The organism is Psychrobacillus psychrodurans, assembly GCF_050209195.1.
GTDB classification, from domain to species: Bacteria; Bacillota; Bacilli; order Bacillales_A; family Planococcaceae; genus Psychrobacillus; species Psychrobacillus psychrodurans.
The window spans coordinates 3424848-3447793 of record NZ_CP189791.1 but is presented as its reverse complement, the minus strand read 5'-3'; the positions used below and the strand labels follow the sequence as shown (position 1 = coordinate 3447793).

Sequence of the window (22946 nt, the reverse complement as noted above, 5' to 3'; positions counted from 1 at the left end):
TATGGGGTTAAAAGTAGGGATTATTGGGTGTGGGTCGATTACTAAATTGCGACATGCACCAGAATATAAAGCAAATCCATTCGTGGATGAAATCTTTTTTTATGACCGAAACCCTGAACGTGCAGAGGCGTTAGCAGTCATGTTTAATGGGACAGTAGTACAAAGCGTGGATGAATTATTTACAGATCCCACGATACAAGTAATTAGTGATTGTTCTTCGAATGAATATCATCATATATTTTCCACTAAAGCACTATTAAATGGGAAGCATGTTCTGTGTGAAAAGCCAATTTCCCTTACAATTGAACATGCAAAAGAAATACTTGATGCCCAAAAGCAATCCGGGAAAAAATTTATGGTAGATCATAATCAGCGATTTACTCGCGCGCATCAAAAAGCGAAAGAAATCATTAAAAGTGAAGAACTAGGTAAAGTGCTGACTTTTAGAACAACTTTTGGACACTCGGGACCGGAACAATGGGGAATAAATAAATCAAATTCCACATGGTTCTTTCAAAAGGAGCGTTCTGGTCTTGGTGTTGCTGGAGATTTGGGAATCCATAAAGTGGATTTATTGCATTACTTATTAGATGATGAAATTGAGCAGGTAAATGCCTTCCAAGGAGCACTCGACAAAGTCGATGAAAATAACGAACCGATAGAGGTATGCGATAACATCGTATGTAGTTTAAAAACAAAAAAAGGTCGTTTAGGTACTGCTGCGTTCTCTTGGACATATTATGGTGAAGAAGATAATAGTACCATTATCTATTGTGAGAAAGGCATTTTGAAAATTTATCATAGTGAACAGCATCAATTAGAAGTGATTACAAAAGATGGAGAGAAAATACAATATCAACTAGAGAATATCCAAACAAATAACAATCAAACAAATAGTGGTGTAATCGATGCATTTATCGAATGTATTCGATTTGACCAACAGCCGCTTGTCACTGGAGAGGATGCATTATCTTCGCTAAAAGTCATTTTAGGTATTATAGAAGCGGCTGAAACGAATGCGGTTGTGAAGATATAATGCGCAAGGGTTAAATTGAATTTAACAACAAAGCCGTTTTCTGACTGAACAGAGAACGGCTTTTATATTATAAAGAAGATGTTTTTTGTGAACCTAACTATTTCGCAGTATAACCGCCATCAACGTGAATAGTAGTACCAGTTACGAAGTCGTTTTCTGCTAGGAAGACAACTGCGTGAGCAATTTCTTCAGGGTTACCAAGACGACCCACTGGATGTTTTGCTACTAAACCATCATAGAAATCACCTAATGATTCTTTGTTTACTAAACCTGATTCGATGAATCCTGGAGCTACAGCATTTACGCGAATGTTGCGATCAGCATATTCTAATGCAACTGATTTTGTGATTAAGTTAACTGCACCTTTGCTAGCTGCGTAAGGGATTGACGTTGGTTCCCCAACAGTACCTAAAATCGAGGACGTATTAATAATTGCACCGCCACCAGTTTTTAACATTTCACGAAGTGCATACTTAATACCATAGAATACACCATCTTGGTTTACGGCAATAACACGTTTGTATTCTTCATCTGTTAATTCGTGTGTAGGTTTCTGAATACCGATACCAGCATTATTGAAAATAATATCTAGTTGTCCAAATTGATCAACCGCTGTTTTTACAAGGTTTTCAACAGATTGCTCGTCTGCAACGTCTGTACGAACGAATAATACATTTTCAACCGTTTCTTTTAATTGTTGTTCTACAGCTTTACCAGAATCCTCGTTGTAATCACCAATAACAACTTTTGCTCCTTTTGCTAAAAAAGCTTTTGCAGTAGCTAATCCTATACCAGAAGCTCCTCCTGTTACAACCGCTACTTTATCTTTTAAGTCAGTCATGATAAATCCCTCCAATTAGTTTATATAAAAATTAATAACAATCTAATTGTATTCCTCTTTTTAAGATATTTCAAATTAGAGAATCCTAATTATAAGATAAATATTAAAACATTAGCACTTGGTGAAGATCGAGATCTTTTGCAAATTAGTAATTTGAGTAAAGCAGATGTTTGTAGTTTTAGGTTATTGACCTATCTCGAACTATCTTATAATACCCAACAACCTAGTCCTTCAATCATGTATTATAATTAAGGTTTTTACCTGTTTAGTTTCCATAGGAAATGAAACACCAGAATACTAAACGAGTTGATAGCACTATTTTTTGAACTAATATTAGTATCAAATTTATTAAAGCTTGATAATAATACTTGCAGTTTATTTGGAAACAATATAATATTTAAATCGTAATCATTACTATTTATAATTCGATACAATTGTGTTGAATGGTTAGGAGAAAAATGGAGAATAGAATACCGGTAACAATATTAAGTGGATATTTGGGTTCAGGAAAGACAACTTTACTGAATCATATTTTACAAAATCGTCAAGGGCTTAAAGTAGCGGTCATCGTAAATGATATGAGCGAGGTGAACGTTGATGCTTCTTTGGTAAAACAGGGTGGTTTTTTACGTACGGAGGAAAAGTTGATTGAAATGCAGAATGGGTGTATTTGCTGCACTCTTAGGGAGGATTTGGTAATCGAAGTGGAGAAGTTGGCTCAACTTGGAGATATTGATTACATCGTAATTGAGTCCTCCGGTATTAGTGAGCCTGTTCCGGTAGCTCAGACATTCACTTATATTGATGATAGCCTGGGCATCGATTTATCAAAGTTTTGTAAACTAGACACTATGGTTTCTGTCATAGATGCAAATAGATTTTGGCAAGATTTTTCTTCTGGAGAAACGTTGCTAGATCGTAAGGAAGCAGCGACTCATGACGATGTACGAGAAATAGCCGATTTACTTATTGACCAGATTGAATTTGCGAATGTATTAATTTTGAACAAGGCTGATTTAGTTGATGAAGAGACAATAGGCGAGTTAAAAGCTGTCCTTAAAAGCTTGAATCCAGATGCGAAAATCATAGTGACAGTAAACGCAAATCTTGCTTTAAACGAAGTATTGAATACAGGCTTATTCGATTTTGAAACATCCAGTCAAGGAGCGGGGTGGATTAAAGAGTTAAACGAAGAACATGTGCCTGAAACCGAGGAGTATGGTATTGCCTCTTTTGTCTATCGAAGTCAAAGACCTTTTCATCCAGAGCGCTTAATGAATTGGATTATGGATTGGCCAGTTGAAGTGATACGGACTAAAGGATTTTTATGGCTAGCAACTCGGGATGATACTGCTGTACTGCTATCTCAAGCTGGGCCATCTCTAGGCATAGAGGGAGCAGGAAAGTGGGATATGGAGTATGGCGTCAAGATGACAGAACTAGTATTTATCGGAATAGATATGGACCAGCAACAAATCACATCCGACCTAAACCATTGTTTGTTGACAGAACAAGAGTATACGCAGGATTGGACTAGTTTTTCTGATCCACTACCCGCTTTTGAAATTGCTATTCAGATTAAAGAGGAGGAAGTAAGATGAGAGTAAATATCACGTTGGCCTGCACAGAGACAGGTGATCGCAATTACATAACGACCAAAAACAAAAGGAACAATCCAGAGCGTATTGAATTAAAGAAATACTGTCCAAGACTTCAGAAGGTGACACTTCACCGAGAAACAAAATAAAAAATTTTACGTAATTTTAAAACGTAATCATTACGGTATAAAGGAGAGGGTAAAATGGCGAAAAAATCAAAAGTGGTTAAAGATAAAAAGCAACAGAAAATGGTAGCCCATTATGCAGAGCTTCGTAAAGAACTGAAAGATAAAGGGGATTACAGGGCACTAAGCAAGTTGCCGAGGGATTCTTCACCTTCACGCTTGAAAAACCGTTGTGAATTGACTGGTAGACCGAGAGGTTATATGCGCAAATTTAATATGTCGCGTATTGCTTTCCGAGAGCTTGCACACAAAGGGCAAATCCCTGGAGTTAAAAAAGCAAGTTGGTAATGGAGTATTGAGGTATTATGTACTAACAGGGAGGTGAGGGAAATGAACGAACGATTAATAGAGTTTCTCTTAAGAAGTGAAGTCGCAAATCTCCCAAAAGAAAAACAAAGCCTTTATAAGTTTATTGTCGATGCAGAAGACAGCTTAGTCGATATAGCGGAAACAGTCGATGAGTTTCAACAGTTGTTAGTGAAACACTCTCCATATGAACAGGCAGTACACCACTTCAACATACCTTTCAAGGAGATTGTATACATGATGGATGAAATTGAAACGGAGCTTAACATGAAAGTTAGCAAGCGATGTGAAAAAGTAGAATGGATAGATTATACGGACCAATTTTCTCAAAGTGTTACAGCTGATAGCAGCAAACGCATATATTTGTTTATCAATTAGTGGAGTTAGTTATTTTCAAAATGAATGTCAGGACAATAAATAAATTCCCTAAATAACAAGAAGTGAAAAAGAGACCTGAACGGTCTCTTTTTCATGAAGTTATGTGTTTCAATCCTAGAAAATCATTTCGTAGTGAGATTTATTAATCCTTCATTTTAAACTTGTGCTATGGATAAAATAGTTTTGTTTGAAGAATATCCATAGCACGTTCAATATCATCTAAATCTTCTTTGGAAGCATTCTCTAGTCGCTTTAGAAAACGAGATTCTATAGTTGCAAAAGCTTCGTTCATCATGGCTTCTCCATCATTAGAAAGACGAATATATTGTTTTCGTCGATCTTCGGTATCATTTAATTTCTCGATTAAATTTTTCTTACTTAACTTGCTGAGCTCACGACTTGTGTTCGGCATAGACATGTTTTGACAATCGTTAATTTCACTTGGCGTAACAGGTTGACTAACTGAAATATATTCAAGAATGCTATATTGAACCTGCGAAATGGAGTCTGACTTCGCATTTTTTGTTAGTTCATGTGTTACTCGATGAACAGAAGATGTAAATGATACTAGTTTATAAAAAAGAGCATTTTTGTCCATTTCTCTCACCTCTTATAGACAAGGTAACAAAAATGTTATCGAAAAACAATTATCATTTGATAATTAAATTTCTTCGTGCTATTATTTTGTTATCAAATGATAACAAAGAGGTGCGCTATGAAGATGCTGTTAATTTACACTTATCCAAATCACAAAAGTTTAAACTATGCATTTTTACAAAAAGTTATTGAGGGGAGTAATGAAAATGCCAATATAGAGGAGTTGCAGGTTTTAGATTTATATGAAGAGAATTTTGATCCTCTACTAGTGTTTAACGAGCAAAAGCGAAGACGTGATATGTATACTGATCCAAGTATTGAAAAATATAGGAAACAAATTATGTGGGCAGACAAAATTGTTTTTATCTATCCAATATGGTGGGGGAGACCACCCGCAATGCTATTGGGATACATAGATCAATTATTTTCCTCTAATTTTGCTTATAAAGATAAGAAGGGACTTTTTCCAGAAGGACTTTTAAAAGGAAAGTCTGTAGTATGTGTGTCTACCATGAAGGGACCAACTAATTATCCATTTCTTTGGTTAAACAATTCTCACAAAATTTTAATGAAAAGAGCACTATTTAATTTTGTTGGTATCAAGAAAGTGAAGTTCTTTGAATTTGGGAATATGGAAAGTCCGAAGGGAAATCAAAAGAAAAAGTTAGAAAAGGTTTATAATTATTTCAAAAAGATTGAGCATGAAGAAAACCGAAAACGATTTGTTACCGAGAAAATCTGAGCAATTTAAAGGAGATTCCTCAAATCTCCTTCAACATCCACCTAAAACAGCATTCATCTCATATCCTCGAGAAGGATTTCAATTCTAGTTTTAACTTGGTTCAACACCCACATTGGTCAGATATGATAGTATCCTGAGCAGTTTCTGAAACAGGAAAGTTCATTTCTTGCCAAGCTGCAATACCCCCGGTTAACTCTTTAACTTTATAATCTCTTTCTAATAACACTTTCGCTACTTTGGCGGCAGTATTGCACCAGACATCCCAGCAATACACAATAATTTCCTTGTCCTTTGGAATTTCACTTAAGCGATTTTGTAATTCTTGTTCTGGTATAACATTCGCATCTTTAATAGTTAGACTTCTTACATGGGATGGTCCGTTTCTAACATCGATTAAAAAGTATTTTTCGGTATCCATTTGGTGGGATTTCAGAAAATCCATAGGGCTTATAGTTGCTTCGAGACGTGCATTAAAATAATCTAGTGCGTTCATATTTGATATCCTCCTATTTTCTACAGTGAGCTCCAAACTTTTACAAGGAACTCTTTAAACAATTGTTTCTCTTGCTGAGTTAAAGGGGCTAAAACTTCTGATTCTATATGGCTCAAAAACTCCCAACGGGAATCCAGTACTTCTTTGCCTTTTCCAGTAATTACAAGGCTATATGATCTTCTATCATTAGGATTTTTTGTCCTCTCAACAAATCCTAGGGTTTCCATATGATCAATATGACTCACCATGGTTGTGCGATCGATCTGTAGGTTTTCGGAAATGTCTTTTTGTGAGGAGTAAGGATTTCCCTCAATAAATAAAAGTACTCCATATTGTCTGGCGTTAATATTAAAGTCGACAAGCCCTTCGGCAAACTTACTTTCCATTTGTTGCAAAACCTTTCCCAGTAGAAAACCATAAGATTTATTCCATTTATCCAATCTAAATTTCACCTCCCACATTAATCACCTTAACATATAATCAGTTTAACTGATTAATTTATGAAATACAAGTATTTAAATTTTATGATCTGCAACCGGACAATTAAAAGTAGGAGAAGTTTATGTGAGAGGAAACTAAGTTATACTGTAGGAAATTAGATTAAGTACTGAAATTCATAATTTCGGTATTGAACAGGAGTTATAAAGGTGAAAGAATTTAAAGTAACTTACTTTTTTGATGAAAGCCATTATATAAGAAGATTTATCTATGTTGAGTCTCAAGAAAAGGCGGTAGAGTTAATTCAACAAGAACGGGATGAATATATTTCATTTATCGATAGCAGGGGGATATACCATGAACTGAACACCAGCAGAGTTAGAGTAACTCAAATATCGGAATATCACAGAATAGATAAAACAAAGAAAGCATCAGGGTCTGATAAAACCTGATGCTTTCTTCGTTTTGCTATCTTGTCTTTGTTGTTTACCTTTTTACTTCATAATGCAACTCAGCAAACTGATTAAAACGATTGATGCTTTTTAAGGTAAGCTCTAATTCAAAATCAACTTCCTTAAACAATGGGATCCCTTTTCCGATTAATACCGGAGACACTGTAATAATTAGCTCATCCACTAATTTTTCATTGATAAATGAGTGTATTAGATCTCCACCACCCACTACCCAAATACTTTTACCTTCTTTGTTTTTCAATTGATTCGTTAAATCGACAACATCTCCACTGAAAAATTTGACGTTCTCATTATCCTGACTTAAGGTTCTGGAGAAAACATAGCATTCCTTACCCACATAAGGGAAGCTTTCCGTTTCTTGTTCAAGGAGCCAATCATAAGTGCGTCTGCCCATAATAACCGTATCTACTGTGTCGTAGAAGTCAGAATATCCATTATCTCCTTCACCATCTACCTTAAACAACCATTCCAAAGAGTCATCCTCTGTGGCGATATATCCATCTAAGCTTGTTGCAATGAACAATACTAGTTTTCTTTGATTTGTCATAATAATCTCCTTTTAATTTGATGTCTCGAGAGGCCAGACCAAACAGGTCACAGATATGATAAGAGAATTTCTTTCAATATGTGTTGTTGAATAGGTGGCACAAAATGTCTGGTAAGTTCTTATGTAAAAGAAGTATAAAGGTAACCTGGTTAAGTTACAACTCAGAAAAAAATCCGAGTAGTGTGGAAGTGGAGTCTAACATAGGGGACTTACAATATAGGATAGTATAAATGAAAATCGCGTTCCATAAATATCTAGCTTCATCAAGGTTCTGATTGAATCTTGACCTGTTACTGGTTTTGGGATATAAGGAAAATGCTTGAATCATGCAGGTTTTAATAAAAAATGTTAGAAGTGAATTTTTTAGGGAAAAGAAATATTAATAAGAAAAATAGGAAGGTGAATATGATGAAAAAAGAGTCGAACCATGAAAAGGATTCAAATCAAAAAGATCTAACTGTTGAGCAAGGAAAGCCCAATGAGTTAAGTAACAAACAAAAAGAAGAACTTCAAGTAAATGATGGACAAAATGATCATCATGTGGATGAGCGAGGCGGAAATTAGTGTAGAAAGTTTATATGATGAAATCCAGGTCTTCATGTGGCATGCTAACTTAAAAGAATCAAACAATAAAAACACCTTTTATTTAAGAGCAGGTATACAATATCTAATCATTAATGGAAGGTGTTTTTTCTATGGGGAGAAAACCATAAGGGATACGGTCGAATCAATTTTCACAGTCATGGAGGATTTAAAATTAAAATAATAGTCATGATAATGACAGAATTAACGCTTGTTTACTATTTGTGAATGCGTATTTTTTATGTGAAGGCACCGTGTATTTAAGTATAACCTGTGAACAATTGCTAGTTTCTAAGTAAGGTCTAACATAGGAAGTATGTTTAAATCCAAAGGTTAACACTACATATGCCCAACGGTTTTTCGACTAGACGTGAGCATTTAGAAGCGGTAAATTACCCTACTATGCTTTCATTAAAATCCTGAGAAGAAAAAATATTTTTTTCTATGAATAATGACTTTTTCTATTTGTAACCAATAAGTGCTTTGACATTAAAAAGAAACATGAAGGTCAGGATGGAAACTTATATGGTTTTGTGAATGGTTCCTACAGTGAAATTCCAGTTGCCCAATATCACGATTGGACACCAGAATATATTCTAGAACGTGGAATTAAGCTTCTAGAATTTATGGAAAAACGGTGGAATTTAGAAATAGAAGATAAAGAGAAGCTTCTTCATTTAGATTTTATGATTATTACAGTTTAAAAATTAATAGAAATACAAATATTCGTGTTTTTTACTATGAGGGCATGAAAAAAACTTTCAGAAAGCAGCTCTTAAAGCTGCTTTCTTTTCAATTCATCTAAAGTTTTTCCATTTTTATTTTTCCAATCTACCCAACCATTAGAGGGACTTTGGTTAATGAAAGTTGAAGCTGCTGATGGCGAGTTAAATGGATAATCTTTTAAAAATATAACTCTGTTATTATCGTCTTTTCCTAAGATACCATCATCCAAGAGTTTTTGAATTTTTCATTGTGTTTATCCAACTTTGATTCAAATCCTGGAGAAGACTGGCTAGCCATTTTAGAGCCTTGATATACAATAAAGCCGTCTTCCGTCCATTTGCCAAAAGCTTCTGAATCACGACGTGAACAGTAGAATAACTCTTCATCGTTATCTTGAGTTGTACTAATACCATTTGACTTACCTCGATAACTTTCAAAGAGTGGATAACCAAGTGTTCCTAGTAATAGAGTGATGGTTTCGAATACATCCAAAAGGTCTTCTTTTCTCCACTCTGGAATAAATGGGTTTGTAGGTATGGTTTGATTAATGGCGTAACGTCCTGCTTCCTCTGCTACAGTATAAGCTAAATGCTCTAAAAACTTCACGTCCGCTTTAGTGAACTGATTTTGATTATTGTTAGTCACTACGAGTACTGCAACGTCCCAAAAATCTTTACCAACATTATGTTGTTTTAATCTTTCATATCCAACTTCAGCCTCTCCTATGTATACCTCAGTTCTAGAAACTTCTTCATTGTCTCCAAACAAAAAGTAAAGTGCCACGTTTTGAACTTCAGGTCTCTCTTTTATATCTTTTAATAAACTACGAGGGATTAAGATTGCTTGTACAGTCCTGTTAGTTACTTCTACAAATTTAACTCCACCGGGATTCCCATCAGGGAGAAAAATTTGAATAGTTTTACCTCTGTTTTGTTTCATCGTACTTTCTCCAATCTTCAGAATTAATAAAAGTTATATTTGCATCCGCTGACAGTTTTGATAGATCTTGAATAAGATTCTTCGATGTAATAAGTCGTAACTTATTCATCCTCCACCTCTATCAAATAAATCCCTTCCTCAAATCCACCGCGTTTTTCTTTCTTCGCCATGCGAATTTTCTCTAGGTCTTCATAAGTTGCTTCATGAATAGGAAGTGCAGCATGAATTAATTCCAAAATGTCGGCTAGTTCTTCTAAGGCATCTTGGTGGTTCATCGTTTCTTGGAACTCCTGTACTTCTTCATATAGTTTTTTCTTAATTTCTGTTAAATGTTCGGAAGGATCTAGTTTACGTGTAGTGAATTTGCTACCTGATTTTTCGATTACCTGTGGTATGAGGTCACGGACTAATTTGTTATAAACTGGCATTGAATATCCTCCTTTTTCTTTTATTATAGAGAAAATTGGGGTTATTTGAAAGGAATCCTCAATCAGTGACCTTAAGCTGACATCCGACGATAGATAAAGTCTCTTTAAATTTGAAAGTTTGCAATCCAATTTTGGAGTAGAAACTTTAATTAGTAAAGTAAAACTAACAAATACTTTATTTTATATGGAGTTTATTAGGTTTTATTTACTAAATATAATCATTCTGTACAATAGACTTAAACAACTATGAAGGATGATGAGGCAGTGGATATAATCGATGCGAAAATATTAGAAGTATTAAAGTTAAATGGGAGGTCAACTGCTTCTGATATTAGCAAGCAAGTGAATCTCTCCATTCCGGCGGTGTCGGAGCGGATTAGAAAATTAGAAGAAGCCGACGTAATTGAACAATACACAGTGAAAATAAACCGGGAGAAAATGGGCTTAAAATTGTTGGCGATCATCTTTGTGAATATTGACCATGCAGCGAATATCCAGCAGTTTAGAGAAGCGATAGTTCCATTTCCCGAGGTGATGGAATGCCACCATATGGCAGGGGAATATGATTATATGCTAAAGGTGTTAGTAGAAGATACTGCACAATTAGAAGCATTCCTAAGTGAACAGCTGAAGTCGATACAAGGAGTTCGCAGCTCTAACACATTGATTGTTTTGTCTACATTAAAAGAGAAGTTCAATAGATAGGGGACTAACGGATGATTTGGAAAGGATTTCGTTTTGGTATGTTTCTGCAAATTGCTGTTGGGCCTATCTGTCTGTTTATTTTTCATACTGCCGCTACTTCTGGATTTATGGCAGCCGAAACAGGTGTGTTAGGGGTAGTCGTCATAGATGGTCTCTATATACTTGCAGCGATCTTTGGATTAGGAAGGATTCTGCAAAATTATCCGGAGATGAAAAGGGTCATTCGTTATTTTGGAGCAGCAGTTCTCATGTTGTTTGGTTTCAGTAATATAGTAGGGGGATTAGGGGTTTCTTTCATACCAACCTTAGATTTCCACGCTGGGCAAACGATCGAAATAGTGTTTGTTAAAACGCTCGTATTAACGCTCTCCAATCCGTTGACGATTCTTTTTTGGGCAGGTGTTTTGTCTACGAAACTTATAGAAGAAAATTTGCAGCAACGAGATATGTATTTGTTTGGACTTGGTGCAGTGCTTTCTACTTTCTTATTTCTAACGATTATATCTATTTTAGGCACGTTTCTATTTCTATTTTTAGACCCAGTTGTTTTAAAGCGATTAAATATAATTGTTGGAATTGTATTAGTAGCATTTGGAATTCGAACAGCAATCAAAAAAATGTGAAAAATAGCGACTTTTTTGGAAACTAAATAAAAAGCATGGCGACTTCTGTATAATATAGGTACTAATCCCAAGGAGTGTTTTCATGCAAATAAAACGCGGACAGAAGGTTAAATTAGAAAATATAACACAGCTGGAATGCTTTGTACGATGGTCGACACCGAAAAAACAAATGGAGTTAGATATTTCATCCTTTTTACTGCAAGCAGGGAATCGTTGTGCACAAGATGAACATTTTATCTTTTATGGGCAGCCACAAAGTCCAGATAAATCAGTTTCATATGCAAAACAAACAGCCTTAGATGGTTCGATTACTATTCAATTAAATACAGTGCCAGATTCAATTGAAAAAATTGCTATTGCTTTGACTATTCATGAAGGGGACGCACAAAATTTGCGTTTTCAGGAAGTGGAAGGAATAGAACTTCTTATACGAGATGCTATAACTGGAAATATTTTATACACTTATTCGTTTGGTGAGGACCTACAACAGGAGACAGCGATAGTTGTTGGTGAGCTGTATAGGCATCAAGGGCAGTGGAAATTTAATGTGATCGGTAGTGGATTTAATGGAGGATTGGAGGCATTATGCTTAAATTACGGATTAGAGATTGAAGAAAGCGCAGGTAGTGTACAGAATGATATACCGCTTCCTCCTCCTGCGGAAGCACCGATTAAACAAAAGCCAAACCTAGAGAAGATGAATATAAATCTTAAGAAAAAGGAATCCATATCGATCGCAAAGTCCAATAAAATTATTGCGACTTTGGAGTGGGCAAATCCTAAAAAAGATTTAGATTTATATTGCTTTTATGTATTGAAAAATGGTGAAACTGGAAAAGTGTACTATCGTTCAATGGGGAATGCTAATCGTGAGCCTTTTATTACGCTTGATGGTGATAGTCGAGCAGCAGGGAAAGAAACTATTGTTATTCATGATCCTTCCAAATTGAAATATGTATTGTTTGCTGCTTATAGTGCAATTAGCAATGGCATCGGAAGTTTTAAAAGTATGAAGGCGCAAGCTGTCGTAGATAACCAATTGGGTCAACGGATCACTAGCCCATTATATGAGAAGAATCGCCTAGCCTACTGGGTAGCGATTGCGCATATTGATTTTACAGACGCTGACAATATTAATGTCAGCCATGTTGAAAGGTATTCAAAATCTGGTTCTGAACGTTCACCAGAGCTATATGTTGATGGTTTGTTTGAAATGGATCGTGGAGTAATAGAGTTTAAATAATGATTATCCTAGAGATTCATGGAAAGAGGCTAAAACCTATGGAGTGTAGAGTGATTGGTATGTGGGGAGGATTCCCGAAAAAGAATGGTCCTTGTTCGGGGTATTTAATTCAGCACGAAGAGTTTTCGTTATTAATTGATTGTGGTAGTGGAGTCTTACCGGAATTACAAAATTATATAGATTTGAATGATATAAATCATGTCATTCTAACTCATTATCATTATGATCATTACAGTGATATTGGGGCGTATTTATTCTCAAGACTGGTGAATACCCAGTTAGGTAGAGTAGCAGAAGAATTATATGTTTATGGACCAGAAGACGAAGGGATTCAAAAGCAGGTGGAGGATGTTGCTTATTCCAGGTTTATTTCATTTAACGAAACGAATCAGTTAGACATTGGGCCATTCACCTGTACATTTATGCGGAATATTCATCCAGTAGAGACGTATAGCATAAAAATTGTATGTGACAACAAAAGCATTGTATTCACATCAGATACTAGCTTTATGTCAAATTTAATTTCATTTGCAGCCAATAGTGATTTACTTATTACGGAATGTAGTTTATATGAAGGAATGGACGGAGAAGGTTCAGGACATATGAATTCTAGAGATGCAGGAATGCTAGCATATCAATCAAAAGCAAAAAGAGTGTTATTAACACATCTTCCACACTACGGTGATTTAGACGATTTATTAGTAAGTGCGAAAAACCAAGGAAATCAACATATTAAGTTAGCAGAGTCAGGAATGTTAATAGAATTATAAAAGCTAATAGAATGTATGCTTTTAGAGTCATTTTTTTCAATCCGCTTTAACTTTATCATACCTAAATAGTGTTGATACGAAGCTTAGTGTAGAAACAATAGAAATTTAGAAATCGCGAGTAGTAATTTATCTTTTTTGTCTTCCACTGGGTCAGTCTTTTAATACCTAACATTGTCATATAAGAATAGTGGTAAGGATTGATAAAGTATTGCATTTTCTCTAGTAGATGTTGTCATAAGATTCTTTTTCAAGCGATGGTCTAGACAATCATTATTGTTGCTTTCACTGTATAACTTACGTATTTGTTTAATACAAAAAAGTTTCTGTAAACAATGAACTTAGATTCATAATATAAAAAGACTGGAGACGCTAATAACCACCCCTACAACTGCTAACCGCAGAAAGAGCGGTTGGTCCTTTGGCAGAAAATAACCGTCAAACCTTTGCTGAGGGACGGTTTTTTTTTAGCGAAGAAAATAATCAATGTCACAACGATTGAAAAAGCTGCTAAAATTACAGCACTTAGCTGTATTAACAAGCTGATTGCTTCGTAGGTGGTCGATTGGTCACCTCCTAAAAGGAAGTGACCAACCGCCCACTCTACTATGCAATTGTGTCTTTATTATCACTTAAGAAAAGGAACGTTCTGTATTATATCGAAGATCATATTAAATAAACTATCCAGGAAAGAAACAATAAGTAATGTTTCCTTTCTGGATTTTTTGATCCTTCGCGAGAAACATTCGAGTTAGTTTGAACAAACGTGAATATCTAAACTTTCGTGTTTGTTTGCTACACAGGGACAAACACAGGGACAAACACAACTTTCATAATTTCTCACTTTTAAGACAAGCTATAAAAAAAGGAGAAAGGTGATCGAATGTATAATAATTATGGATTAGGTAATTTAGCAGTATGAACAAACCTTTCACACCACAGCTTGTTTATTTTGAACCCAATGCACTAGATTATCCGCTTGGAAAAGAACTGAAGGAAAAGTTTGAGAAGATGGGAATTGAAACACGCTTTACGACGTCGCACAATCAAATTCGAGATTTACCGGGGGAAACGGATGCTCAAAAATATCGTATCGCAAAATCCACCTTAGTCGTTGGTATTCGAAAAACGTTAAAATTTGATACGTCCAAGCCTTCGGCAGAATATGCAATCCCGCTTGCGACAGGGTGTATGGGACATTGTCATTATTGTTATTTACAAACGACGATGGGCAGCAAACCGTATATTCGAACTTACGTAAACGTGGAGGAGATTTTCGAAGCGGCGGATCGCTACATCGAAGAACGAGCACCTGAGATTACTCGGTTTGAAGCTGCGTGTACATCCGATATTGTAGGGATTGATCATTTAACGCATTCATTAAAAAAAGCAATTGAACATATTGGTCAAACAGAATTGGGTAGATTACGTTTTGTGACGAAATTCCATTTTGTCGATCATTTATTAGATGCCAAGCATAATGGGAATACCCGATTCCGTTTTAGCATAAATGCTGACTATGTCATTAAAAATTTCGAGCCGGGCACATCTCCTTTGGATAAAAGAATTGAGGCAGCAGGGAAAGTGGCAAGAGCTGGCTATCCGCTTGGCTTCATCGTTGCTCCCATTTACCTTCACGAAGGTTGGGAGGATGGCTACCGCAACATGTTTGAACGGCTTGATGAAGAATTGCCAAAAGATGCAAGAGATGATATTACATTTGAATTCATTCAACATCGGTTTACAAAGCCCGCGAAAAGAGTGATTGAAAAGAATTATCCAAAGTCAAAATTGGAGTTAAATGAAGATGAAAGACGCTACAAATGGGGTAAGTATGGAATTGGTAAGTATATTTATCAAAAGGACGAAGAGGATGAAATAAAATCTCGTCTATACGGCTATATGGAAAAGTACTTTCCGAATGCGAAGTTAGAGTATTTTACTTGAGCAATCATAAAAAGCGTAAGGCTTCTGGGAACAGAGGCTTTACGCTTTTTTTGTTGTCCCTGTGTAAGAAACATTCGTGTTAGTTCAAACAAACACGAGTGTTTGAACTTTCATGTTTGTTTGCTACACAGGGAGCACATTAAAATACTGCTTTGTCTTATTTATAAACGTATGAATAGCAGGTGATACGTAGCGGTTTTTTAAATATGTTAAATAGACAGTTCTTTCCAGTGCAGGTGAATTGATAGATTTTTTTACAAGTGTATTATCTGGGAGGGCTTGAAGATAGTTTTCTGGAATTAGCGTTATTCCGATACCTTCTCGTACCAGACTTAAAGCTGTTTCAAAGCGTTCAATCTCGTACTTGATGGTAGGGATTATATCTTCCATTTCAAAAGCATTCAACACATCTTCTCTTGTTTGGAAACCTTCACTACTAATAATGAACGGCTCTCCTACAAGGTCTTTTAATGTTACTGATGAATTATTCGTTAACGAATTGCTTTCATGGAGTACTAATACAAGTTTTTCATTATATAAAGGAATGGTTTCGATATCGTTCTCTTGAATAAATTGATTTGTTATGATGGCGTGAGTCTTGTAGTTTCGTAACGATTTTTTTACATTATCACCACTTAGAACTTCGGTTAATTTTATGCGCATATTGGGAAAATCATCATTGTATTGAAGAATCACCTTTGGAATCCAATGCTTTACTGACTCAATCATTCCAAGTTGTATTTCCCCACTTCCTATATGCTTTACTTCATCCATTTCTTTTTTTACCCTGTCCATCTCTAATAAAAGTTGAACTGCTTTACTATATAAAATAGCTCCTGCCTCAGTTAACTCAATGCTTCTCGTATTACGATCAAGAATTTGAAAGCCTAAATCACTTTCTAAACTTTTTATGGCATTACTAAGGGATGGTTGAGATATATGCAGTTTTTGTGCTGCTTTAGAAAAGCTCTTATAGTCGACAATCGTCACAAAATACGTAAGCTGTTTTAAATCCATAAATATCACTCCTATCATTTATAGTTATAAACTATATATCTATAGTAATTATATATTAGAACTAATAAATGTGTTGATTTATAATTGATGAAAATATAAATTCATAAATTTCAGAAAGGATGAATGGTTTGCTAAAAAAAGTAAAAGAGGATATTTGGTTAGGTCGGACCGATCATCTTGAGAATAGAACAAGTTTCCGGTATCACCAAATTGTTGAATTGGAACAAATAGAAAAGCTTGAATCCTTAAACGAAACTTGTGTAATTATCGGCTTTGAAAGTGAAGAGGGTGTCCGTAGAAATAAAGGTCAACTAGGAGCTGCAAAAGCACCTAACGCATTACGGTCAGAATTGGCAAAGCTACCCTGGAAACTTTCTAAAGAAAAACGTCTTGCAGATATAGGGACAATTGAGTGTATTGGAAATGACTTAGAAAAATCCCAAAAACAACTTGGGGAAGTAGTTAACGAAGTTCTAAATAAAAAAATGATCCCGATTATTCTTGGCGGCGGTCATGAAACCGCTTACGGACATTATCTCGGTGTTCGAAATCATATTGGAGAAGATGCAAAATTAGGGATTATCAATATTGATGCACACTTTGACTTACGGCCATACGATGTACAGACTTCTTCGGGGACGATGTTCAGACAAATACTTGAACAAGATGAAAATAGTAATTATTTCGTTCTTGGTATCCAACGATACGGGAATACACAAGAGCTATTTGACAAGGCAGATGAATTAGATGTTACCTATATTTATGAAGAGGAAATGCATCGTGGACAGTTTGAACAAGTAAATACAGCTTTAGAGAAGTTCATCCAAAAACATGACTATATTATGCTGACATTATGTACAGATGTACTAAACGCTGCATTTGCACCTGGTGTAAGCGCTCCATCACCGTTTGGTTTGGATCCGACTATTGTTCGTGCGATTATCAAGGCAGTAACTTCCCATGATAAGGTGTTGTCTTTTGATATTTCCGAAGTAAATCCGACCATGGATGAAAATAATCGAACTGTAAAACTTGGAGCATATTTAACAAATGAAGCAATTACATCATTTTTAGGAGGAAGAAAGAATGACACTAGCTCTTGACCAAATTACAACAATCTTTCTTTCCATAGCACTTTTGGTACTAGGTACATACCTAGTAAAGAAGGTTGGATTTTTAAATAAGTTCTGTATACCCGCTCCAGTTGTAGGTGGATTACTATTTGCATTCCTCGCTACAATAGCCAAATCGTTTGGTTTGTTTGAAGTTACTTTGGATACATCTTTACAAGGATTGTTTATGCTGACCTTTTTTACTACAGTTGGCTTAGGCGCAAGTTTTAAACTCGTTAAATTAGGTGGAAAGTTACTAGTTATTTACTGGCTAGCTTGTGGATTTTTAGCGCTTGCACAAAACACAATTGGTGTGTCTATGGCATATTTGTTTGACCTTCACCCTTTAATAGGAATGATGGCTGGAGCAGTTTCAATGGAAGGTGGACACGGTGCAGCAACTGCATTTGGACAAACTGTTGAAGACTTGGGCATTAATTCGGCACTTTCTATCGGTGTAGCAGCTGCTACGTTTGGTCTCGTTGCAGGGGGACTTATTGGAGGGCCAATTGTTAAATATCTTGTTACAAAGTATGATCTGAAATCAACGGAAACGGATGATGATACACCACAGGTTGATCTTGAGGAAAATAATAAAGCAATCAAAACGAATACATTTTTCACACAACTACTGCTAATCACTTTCTGTATGGCACTTGGTACATACTTAGGAGGCTTGTTCTCCTCAGCAACAGGATTTGTTCTTCCAGGATACGTTGGGGCTATGTTTGTAGCAGTTATCGTGAGAAATATTGTAGATAAGGTTAATCCTAAAACCGTAGATATGAAAAGTATCGGTTTAGTAGGTGACATTTCTTTAGGTATCTTCTTATCCATGGCACTAATGAGCATTAAACTATGGGAAATAGCGGATTTGGCGCTTCCTTTAATCGCAATCGTCATTGTCCAGGTTATATTCATTGTTCTTTTCGGTATCTTTGTTTTGTTCCGTCTATTAGGAAAAGATTACGATGCTGCTGTAATGGTAGCAGGATTCACGGGACATGGCTTAGGTGCAACGCCTAATGCAATGGCGAATATGGCTGCTGTAACCGAAAGATTCGGCCCATCGAAAAAAGCATATCTAGTCGTACCAATTGTTGGAGCATTCCTCATAGATGTGTTTGCAATGCCTATTATTATTACGACAATTAACTTATTCCAATAAAAGATAAACTATCCCCTGCTCGGATTGCTGAACAGGGGATAGTTTGCACCCTGGGCAATAATCATTCATGAAAGTTTAAATAAACGTGAATGTTTAAACTTTCATGTTTGTTTGCTACACAGGGACAAAAATTCATAAGTCTTCCTTAAAGCTTCATAGCGCTCCGCATCAAAATCCTTCTGTCCGCGCATAAATTTTTCTTTTAGATTGAAATAGCATATCTCGAAATATTCTTCGTTATGATGGTGCATGAATGGATTCGTTATTACCTCAAAAGCTCCATCTCCAAAGTAACGCTCCATTTTATCTATCGTGCGAATATTAATATTGCGTGAACGCATTTCATGCAAAACAAGTTGCGTATAAGTAAACAAATCATCTTTCGGATAATCGTAAATATAGTTAATCAAAATATGACGGTCTTCCTTTGCAAAAATACTATTCAATTCACGCCACTGTGCCAACAGTTGGGATTTCGGCAAAACGTTTAGTAAACTGTGGTGCCATAAACGCAAAAAATCACCTCCTGTTCAATCTATTGTAATGATAACAAAATACTTTCACTTTTATGTTCATAAAACCTTCCAGTATTGATTGAAATCGATGAAACACTTTAATTTCCCTATTACAATAAAATGACAACAATAATAGTGGTTATTTTATTATCAGTTCATAATGATTATTTAAAACCGTGATTGTATGTTCTTCATTGTAAAAATTGGATATTGCTTCTTTCTTTTTTCATCTACTGAATACTACCTATAGCATTTTGAGGGAACATACCTTGTCTAATTCTTCGATTTGCTCTTCCTTTATCCATTGTTTTATTCCATAAAAAAACATAGCTAAAGGAGAATTAAGTTCCTATCTTTAAATTTATCCCCTAATTATGATTAATAGAATGGCATCCGCACAGACTAAGTAGTAGCTTCTGTAAGAAAAGGATGTGTCACATGGATTTTTTTCAAAGTCAGGAAACGTTAACTACTATTGAATGGGTTCTTCGAGCGGTTGTTGCATTTGTCTTTTTAATCATTGTTGCTAAAGCCTTAGGCCAGCGTGCCATCTCTCAGTTAAGGCTTTTAGATTTTGTGATAGCATTAGTCATTGGAAATATAATTGCCCATCCATTATCTGATGAGAATCTAGGGCTAAAAGGGTCTGTTACTACAACAACTGTATTGGTCACCTTATATCTGGGTGGGATCTTTCTAATACTTAAATGGCCATGGTTTAGAAGACTAGTAACGCCTCCTCCAATCGATCTTGTGAGGGATGGTGAGATTATATATAAAGGGTTAAAAAAGGCGAGAATCTCTATTGATGTTTTACTAGAGGAGCTTCGGGAGGAAAAGGTAGAGGACGTAAAGAAAGTGGCATTAGCTATTTGGGAGGCTGACGGGAAAATTTCTGTATTTTTGAATCCACAATATAATCCAATAACCCCTGCAAACTATCAGATGGTAACAGAACCTTTTGATTTACCAAAGCTAATAATAAAAGAGGGTAAACTAGAATCTAAGGAGTTAAAACAAATTAATAAGGACGTGGAATGGGTAGTATCTAACTTAAAAATTCAATATCAGACCGATATAACAAACGTTCTGCTTGCTACAATAGATAAGAAAGAAAATTTGAAGGTTTTTTTATATAAGTAAATTGAATTGGACCCTGTGTAAGAAACATTCATGAATGTTTAAGCCTTTGTAATTTGTTTGCTACACAGGGAGAAAATTCAATTCACGCCATTGTGCCAGAAGTTGGGATTTAGGCAAAACGTTTAGTAAACTGTGGTGCCATAAACGCAAAAAAACAAATTTCGGAAACCAAGTACTAAAACAATTAAGACTAGTGTCCAAGCTTAATGAGAACCTAGTACCTTTTACTGTACAGGGACAACCTCTGGAAAAGACTCCTTTAGGAATTTTAGGAAATCTTCCATCATCGGACTAAAATGCTTATTTTTTCGGTAGATTAAATAGATATATCGCTCGTTTACATAGTTAGGTAAAGGTTGGGAAAAGAATCGACCTTCTTTTATTTCTTTTTCTACACTTAACTTCGGAAGGATAGCGACACCAATGTTGAGCTCTACTGCTTCTTTAATCGTTTGAATTGAACCGATTTCCATGATGATATTGAGTCGGATGCCGTTTTCGAGCATCCACTTTTCTGCTAATGTGTGACTTACTGCCTGCTTTTCATGCAAGATGAAAGCGTACTGGGATAACTCAAATGGCTTTATATTCTTTTTGATTCGCAACGGATGATCTTTATGCATGATGAGAACAAGTTCATCTTCCATGATTGGGATGATTGTTAACTCGGGATCGTATAGCTTTCCATAAGCAATAACGCCGAGGTCCAATTTATAGTTTTTAACCTCTTCTAAAATAGTAGGTGCTTTATGTACGACTAACGAAATATACATACGATTATGCTCTTTTTGAAATTGTGCTAAATACGGCGGCAAAATATAAGATGCTGTCGTTTGACTGGCGCCAAGCTGTAATTTACCTCGGTTATTATTTTTATAGTCATTCATTACTTGTTCAGCCTGTTCAGAAAGCTGGATTATTTGATGAGCATAATGATAAAATGCTTCCCCGGCATCGGTTAGAATCCAACGTTTCAACTGAGGCTGTTCAAATAACTCCACACCTAACTTATCCTGCAACCCTTTTAAATGGAAAGTTACAGTCGGTTGTTTTATTTTTAATAACTCCGCAACAGTACTTAGCTTTCCGGTTTGCACTGTTAAGACGAATACGTTTAACTGTTGTAAATTCATCACCAAGCCACCTACTTTCTTTGTTTAATATAGATAAAATCTATGACTATATCAATATAATTCAGTATTATTTAATAAATCATTTACATTCCCTACATATTCTATTAATCGCCTTCCGTTACTCTAAGGGTAACAAAAATTGAAAAGAGGTAGAGGAATGAAAAAACATTATTGGTTATTATCTGGATTAGCAGCGTTAATGTTAGCAGGATGTTCGTCAGATGAAGAGAGTAAAACTGCTGAAGAAGCAAGTGCAGAAGCTCCGGAGTCAACAGAAGTCATGGAAGAAGGTCAAACAAAACAAACAGAACCACTTGTAGTGTATTTAAATGACTTTGATGAATTAATCGAGCCTTTATTTGAAGAAGCATCTGGCTACGATATTGAACTAGTTAGTGGTAATGGTGCAGAAGTACAATCACGCATTGAGGCAGAAAAATCTAATCCAAATTGGGATGTTGTGTGGATAGATGGTCAAGGCTCTTTTGCCAGATGGGAAGAGGATGGTATTTTACTAGAAGATATATCGTTAGAAAATGAAACAAACTTAAATGAATTTGGAGAATCACTTGTACCGTCATCGAAAGCATTTTACCCAACAGGCGCACATGCAGCAAGTGTCATCGTCTACAATACCAACGAAATATCCGCTGAGGATGCTCCTAAAACATGGGAGGACTTAACAAACTCTAAGTATAAAGGTGTTGTAGGTATGGCAGATCCTGCAGTAGCAGCACCTGCATATCCATTCGTCGCTTGGTTTTTTGAAGATTTAGGAATGGATGGCGGGAAGGAATTCTTCACAAAGTTATTTGATAACGGTACAAAAGTATATCCAAAAAATCCGAACGTTGTTGAGGCATTATTAAGTGGAGATTTAAAAATAGCAGCGCTTCAAGAATCTAATGCTTACAAAATGAAACAAGACGGTGAGCCAATTGAAATCGTATGGCCAAAAGAGGGAGCACCAGCTTCTGTACGTTATGCAGCTATTAGTAAAGAGACTGACCAAGAAGAAGTAGCGAAAGCATTTATTTCCTTCCTATTAGAAAAAGAAACACAGGAAGAAATGATTTCAGCTGGTACAGAAGGTTACTTTACATCGCCGGTGAAAGAAGTTGCGAGCCCAGAAAATCGTCATCAGGAAGCACCATTATTTATAGCTGATCCAGCTAATGCTGCCAAAAATGAAGCAGAAATTAAAGAATGGTTCGCCGACCAATCTGTTCAATAAAGCTTATGGAAATCTTAAATAAAGAAGGTA

The 22946-nt window shown here is 35.7% G+C and carries 29 protein-coding genes; 18 read left to right on the top strand and 11 right to left on the bottom strand.

The genetic code is table 11. The features are described 5' to 3' along the window. Window position 1 precedes the first annotated feature (1 nt). Window positions 2-1036, top strand: coding sequence for a Gfo/Idh/MocA family protein (locus ACQCPR_RS17030; RefSeq protein ID WP_427137646.1), 1035 nt, complete (start codon window positions 2-4; stop codon window positions 1034-1036). A 97-nt stretch (window positions 1037-1133) separates the two neighbouring features. Here ACQCPR_RS17030 and ACQCPR_RS17025 read toward each other — a convergent pair whose 3' ends face one another. Beyond that, window positions 1134-1877, bottom strand: a complete 744-nt coding sequence (locus ACQCPR_RS17025; RefSeq protein ID WP_427137645.1) for an SDR family NAD(P)-dependent oxidoreductase — start codon at window positions 1875-1877, stop codon at window positions 1134-1136. A gap of 458 nt (window positions 1878-2335) precedes the next feature. Between ACQCPR_RS17025 and ACQCPR_RS17020 the strand changes: the two genes are divergently transcribed. From ACQCPR_RS17020 to ACQCPR_RS17005, 4 genes are read left to right on the top strand one after another with little or no spacing between them, the layout of a single operon-like run. After that, complete coding sequence (locus ACQCPR_RS17020; RefSeq protein WP_427137644.1) at window positions 2336-3478, top strand: GTP-binding protein; 1143 nt, start codon at window positions 2336-2338, stop codon at window positions 3476-3478. Continuing rightward, on the top strand, window positions 3475-3624 hold the full coding sequence (gene rpmG, locus ACQCPR_RS17015) for a 50S ribosomal protein L33 (RefSeq protein WP_090568728.1): 150 nt from the start codon (window positions 3475-3477) through the stop codon (window positions 3622-3624). Before ACQCPR_RS17020 ends, rpmG begins: the two co-directional genes overlap by 4 nt. Window positions 3625-3678: 54 nt before the next feature. Continuing rightward, entirely contained in the window at window positions 3679-3948 is a 270-nt protein-coding gene (gene rpsN, locus ACQCPR_RS17010) for a 30S ribosomal protein S14 (RefSeq protein ID WP_090568730.1), read from the top strand. Between the two features lie 42 nt (window positions 3949-3990). Beyond that, window positions 3991-4344 (top strand): hypothetical protein, encoded by a 354-nt coding sequence (locus ACQCPR_RS17005; protein ID WP_427137643.1) that lies wholly within the window; start codon window positions 3991-3993, stop codon window positions 4342-4344. 166 nt (window positions 4345-4510) lie between these two features. Here the strand turns inward: ACQCPR_RS17005 and ACQCPR_RS17000 are convergent, their stop codons facing one another. Further along, on the bottom strand, window positions 4511-4942 hold the full coding sequence (locus ACQCPR_RS17000; RefSeq protein ID WP_090568738.1) for a MarR family winged helix-turn-helix transcriptional regulator: 432 nt from the start codon (window positions 4940-4942) through the stop codon (window positions 4511-4513). A gap of 117 nt (window positions 4943-5059) precedes the next feature. Between ACQCPR_RS17000 and ACQCPR_RS16995 the strand changes: the two genes are divergently transcribed. Then, window positions 5060-5683 carry an NAD(P)H-dependent oxidoreductase gene (locus ACQCPR_RS16995; protein ID WP_427137642.1) on the top strand — a complete coding sequence of 208 codons (624 nt, stop codon included), beginning with the start codon at window positions 5060-5062 and terminating at the stop codon, window positions 5681-5683. A 100-nt stretch (window positions 5684-5783) separates the two neighbouring features. Here the strand turns inward: ACQCPR_RS16995 and ACQCPR_RS16990 are convergent, their stop codons facing one another. Together ACQCPR_RS16990 and ACQCPR_RS16985 are read right to left on the bottom strand one after the other, a co-directional pair. After that, window positions 5784-6176 carry a rhodanese-like domain-containing protein gene (locus ACQCPR_RS16990; protein WP_427137641.1) on the bottom strand — a complete coding sequence of 131 codons (393 nt, stop codon included), beginning with the start codon at window positions 6174-6176 and terminating at the stop codon, window positions 5784-5786. A 20-nt stretch (window positions 6177-6196) separates the two neighbouring features. Next, window positions 6197-6616 carry a MarR family transcriptional regulator gene (locus ACQCPR_RS16985; protein ID WP_090568747.1) on the bottom strand — a complete coding sequence of 140 codons (420 nt, stop codon included), beginning with the start codon at window positions 6614-6616 and terminating at the stop codon, window positions 6197-6199. A 207-nt stretch (window positions 6617-6823) separates the two neighbouring features. On the opposite strand from ACQCPR_RS16985, the gene ACQCPR_RS16980 reads away from it, so the two are divergent. Beyond that, complete coding sequence (locus ACQCPR_RS16980) at window positions 6824-7066, top strand: hypothetical protein (protein ID WP_427137640.1); 243 nt, start codon at window positions 6824-6826, stop codon at window positions 7064-7066. Between the two features lie 34 nt (window positions 7067-7100). On the opposite strand, the gene ACQCPR_RS16975 is transcribed toward ACQCPR_RS16980, so the two are convergent. Then, the gene (locus tag ACQCPR_RS16975) at window positions 7101-7634 is read right to left on the bottom strand and encodes a dihydrofolate reductase family protein (protein ID WP_090568752.1); all 534 of its coding nucleotides are present in this window, start codon (window positions 7632-7634) and stop codon (window positions 7101-7103) included. Window positions 7635-8039: 405 nt separating this feature from the next. Between ACQCPR_RS16975 and ACQCPR_RS16970 the strand changes: the two genes are divergently transcribed. Both ACQCPR_RS16970 and ACQCPR_RS16965 read left to right on the top strand, forming a co-directional pair. After that, complete coding sequence (locus ACQCPR_RS16970; protein ID WP_427137639.1) at window positions 8040-8198, top strand: hypothetical protein; 159 nt, start codon at window positions 8040-8042, stop codon at window positions 8196-8198. A 551-nt stretch (window positions 8199-8749) separates the two neighbouring features. Then, a complete protein-coding gene (locus ACQCPR_RS16965) occupies window positions 8750-8920 on the top strand; it encodes a hypothetical protein (RefSeq protein WP_427137638.1) in 171 nt (56 codons plus the stop codon). Window positions 8921-8991: 71 nt separating this feature from the next. Here ACQCPR_RS16965 and ACQCPR_RS16960 read toward each other — a convergent pair whose 3' ends face one another. The 3 genes from ACQCPR_RS16960 to ACQCPR_RS16950 form a co-directional block, all read right to left on the bottom strand. Continuing rightward, complete coding sequence (locus ACQCPR_RS16960) at window positions 8992-9171, bottom strand: DUF4357 domain-containing protein (protein WP_427137637.1); 180 nt, start codon at window positions 9169-9171, stop codon at window positions 8992-8994. Beyond that, window positions 9153-9881, bottom strand: coding sequence for a GIY-YIG nuclease family protein (locus tag ACQCPR_RS16955; RefSeq protein ID WP_427137636.1), 729 nt, complete (start codon window positions 9879-9881; stop codon window positions 9153-9155). The genes ACQCPR_RS16960 and ACQCPR_RS16955 overlap by 19 nt, the downstream gene beginning before the upstream one ends. 101 nt (window positions 9882-9982) lie before the next feature. Beyond that, complete coding sequence (locus ACQCPR_RS16950; protein ID WP_090568775.1) at window positions 9983-10309, bottom strand: nucleoside triphosphate pyrophosphohydrolase; 327 nt, start codon at window positions 10307-10309, stop codon at window positions 9983-9985. A gap of 264 nt (window positions 10310-10573) precedes the next feature. Between ACQCPR_RS16950 and ACQCPR_RS16945 the strand changes: the two genes are divergently transcribed. The 5 genes from ACQCPR_RS16945 (at window position 10574) to splB (ending at window position 15594) form a co-directional block, all read left to right on the top strand. Beyond that, window positions 10574-11014, top strand: a complete 441-nt coding sequence (locus ACQCPR_RS16945) for an Lrp/AsnC family transcriptional regulator (protein WP_090568778.1) — start codon at window positions 10574-10576, stop codon at window positions 11012-11014. A gap of 11 nt (window positions 11015-11025) precedes the next feature. Further along, the gene (locus tag ACQCPR_RS16940) at window positions 11026-11637 is read left to right on the top strand and encodes a LysE family translocator (protein WP_427137635.1); all 612 of its coding nucleotides are present in this window, start codon (window positions 11026-11028) and stop codon (window positions 11635-11637) included. Between the two features lie 82 nt (window positions 11638-11719). Beyond that, window positions 11720-12880 (top strand): TerD family protein, encoded by a 1161-nt coding sequence (locus ACQCPR_RS16935; protein WP_427137634.1) that lies wholly within the window; start codon window positions 11720-11722, stop codon window positions 12878-12880. Between the two features lie 38 nt (window positions 12881-12918). Further along, complete coding sequence (locus ACQCPR_RS16930) at window positions 12919-13650, top strand: MBL fold metallo-hydrolase (protein ID WP_427137633.1); 732 nt, start codon at window positions 12919-12921, stop codon at window positions 13648-13650. Between the two features lie 915 nt (window positions 13651-14565). Then, a complete protein-coding gene (splB, locus tag ACQCPR_RS16925; protein WP_427137632.1) occupies window positions 14566-15594 on the top strand; it encodes a spore photoproduct lyase in 1029 nt (342 codons plus the stop codon). Between the two features lie 123 nt (window positions 15595-15717). On the opposite strand, the gene ACQCPR_RS16920 is transcribed toward splB, so the two are convergent. Further along, window positions 15718-16611 carry a LysR family transcriptional regulator gene (locus ACQCPR_RS16920; protein ID WP_090568793.1) on the bottom strand — a complete coding sequence of 298 codons (894 nt, stop codon included), beginning with the start codon at window positions 16609-16611 and terminating at the stop codon, window positions 15718-15720. A 119-nt stretch (window positions 16612-16730) separates the two neighbouring features. Between ACQCPR_RS16920 and hutG the strand changes: the two genes are divergently transcribed. Beyond that, window positions 16731-17714, top strand: coding sequence for a formimidoylglutamase (gene hutG, locus ACQCPR_RS16915; RefSeq protein ID WP_090568796.1), 984 nt, complete (start codon window positions 16731-16733; stop codon window positions 17712-17714). Continuing rightward, window positions 17698-18891 carry a sodium/glutamate symporter gene (gene gltS, locus ACQCPR_RS16910; RefSeq protein ID WP_090568799.1) on the top strand — a complete coding sequence of 398 codons (1194 nt, stop codon included), beginning with the start codon at window positions 17698-17700 and terminating at the stop codon, window positions 18889-18891. Before hutG ends, gltS begins: the two co-directional genes overlap by 17 nt. Window positions 18892-18992: 101 nt before the next feature. Here gltS and ACQCPR_RS16905 read toward each other — a convergent pair whose 3' ends face one another. Further along, on the bottom strand, window positions 18993-19406 hold the full coding sequence (locus ACQCPR_RS16905) for a pyrimidine dimer DNA glycosylase/endonuclease V (RefSeq protein WP_427137631.1): 414 nt from the start codon (window positions 19404-19406) through the stop codon (window positions 18993-18995). A 438-nt stretch (window positions 19407-19844) separates the two neighbouring features. Between ACQCPR_RS16905 and ACQCPR_RS16900 the strand changes: the two genes are divergently transcribed. Continuing rightward, a complete protein-coding gene (locus ACQCPR_RS16900) occupies window positions 19845-20549 on the top strand; it encodes a DUF421 domain-containing protein (protein ID WP_090568804.1) in 705 nt (234 codons plus the stop codon). 224 nt (window positions 20550-20773) lie between these two features. On the opposite strand, the gene ACQCPR_RS16895 is transcribed toward ACQCPR_RS16900, so the two are convergent. After that, window positions 20774-21682, bottom strand: a complete 909-nt coding sequence (locus tag ACQCPR_RS16895) for a LysR substrate-binding domain-containing protein (RefSeq protein ID WP_427137630.1) — start codon at window positions 21680-21682, stop codon at window positions 20774-20776. 157 nt (window positions 21683-21839) lie between these two features. Between ACQCPR_RS16895 and ACQCPR_RS16890 the strand changes: the two genes are divergently transcribed. Continuing rightward, entirely contained in the window at window positions 21840-22916 is a 1077-nt protein-coding gene (locus tag ACQCPR_RS16890) for an extracellular solute-binding protein (protein WP_427137629.1), read from the top strand. Window positions 22917-22946 lie beyond the last annotated feature (30 nt).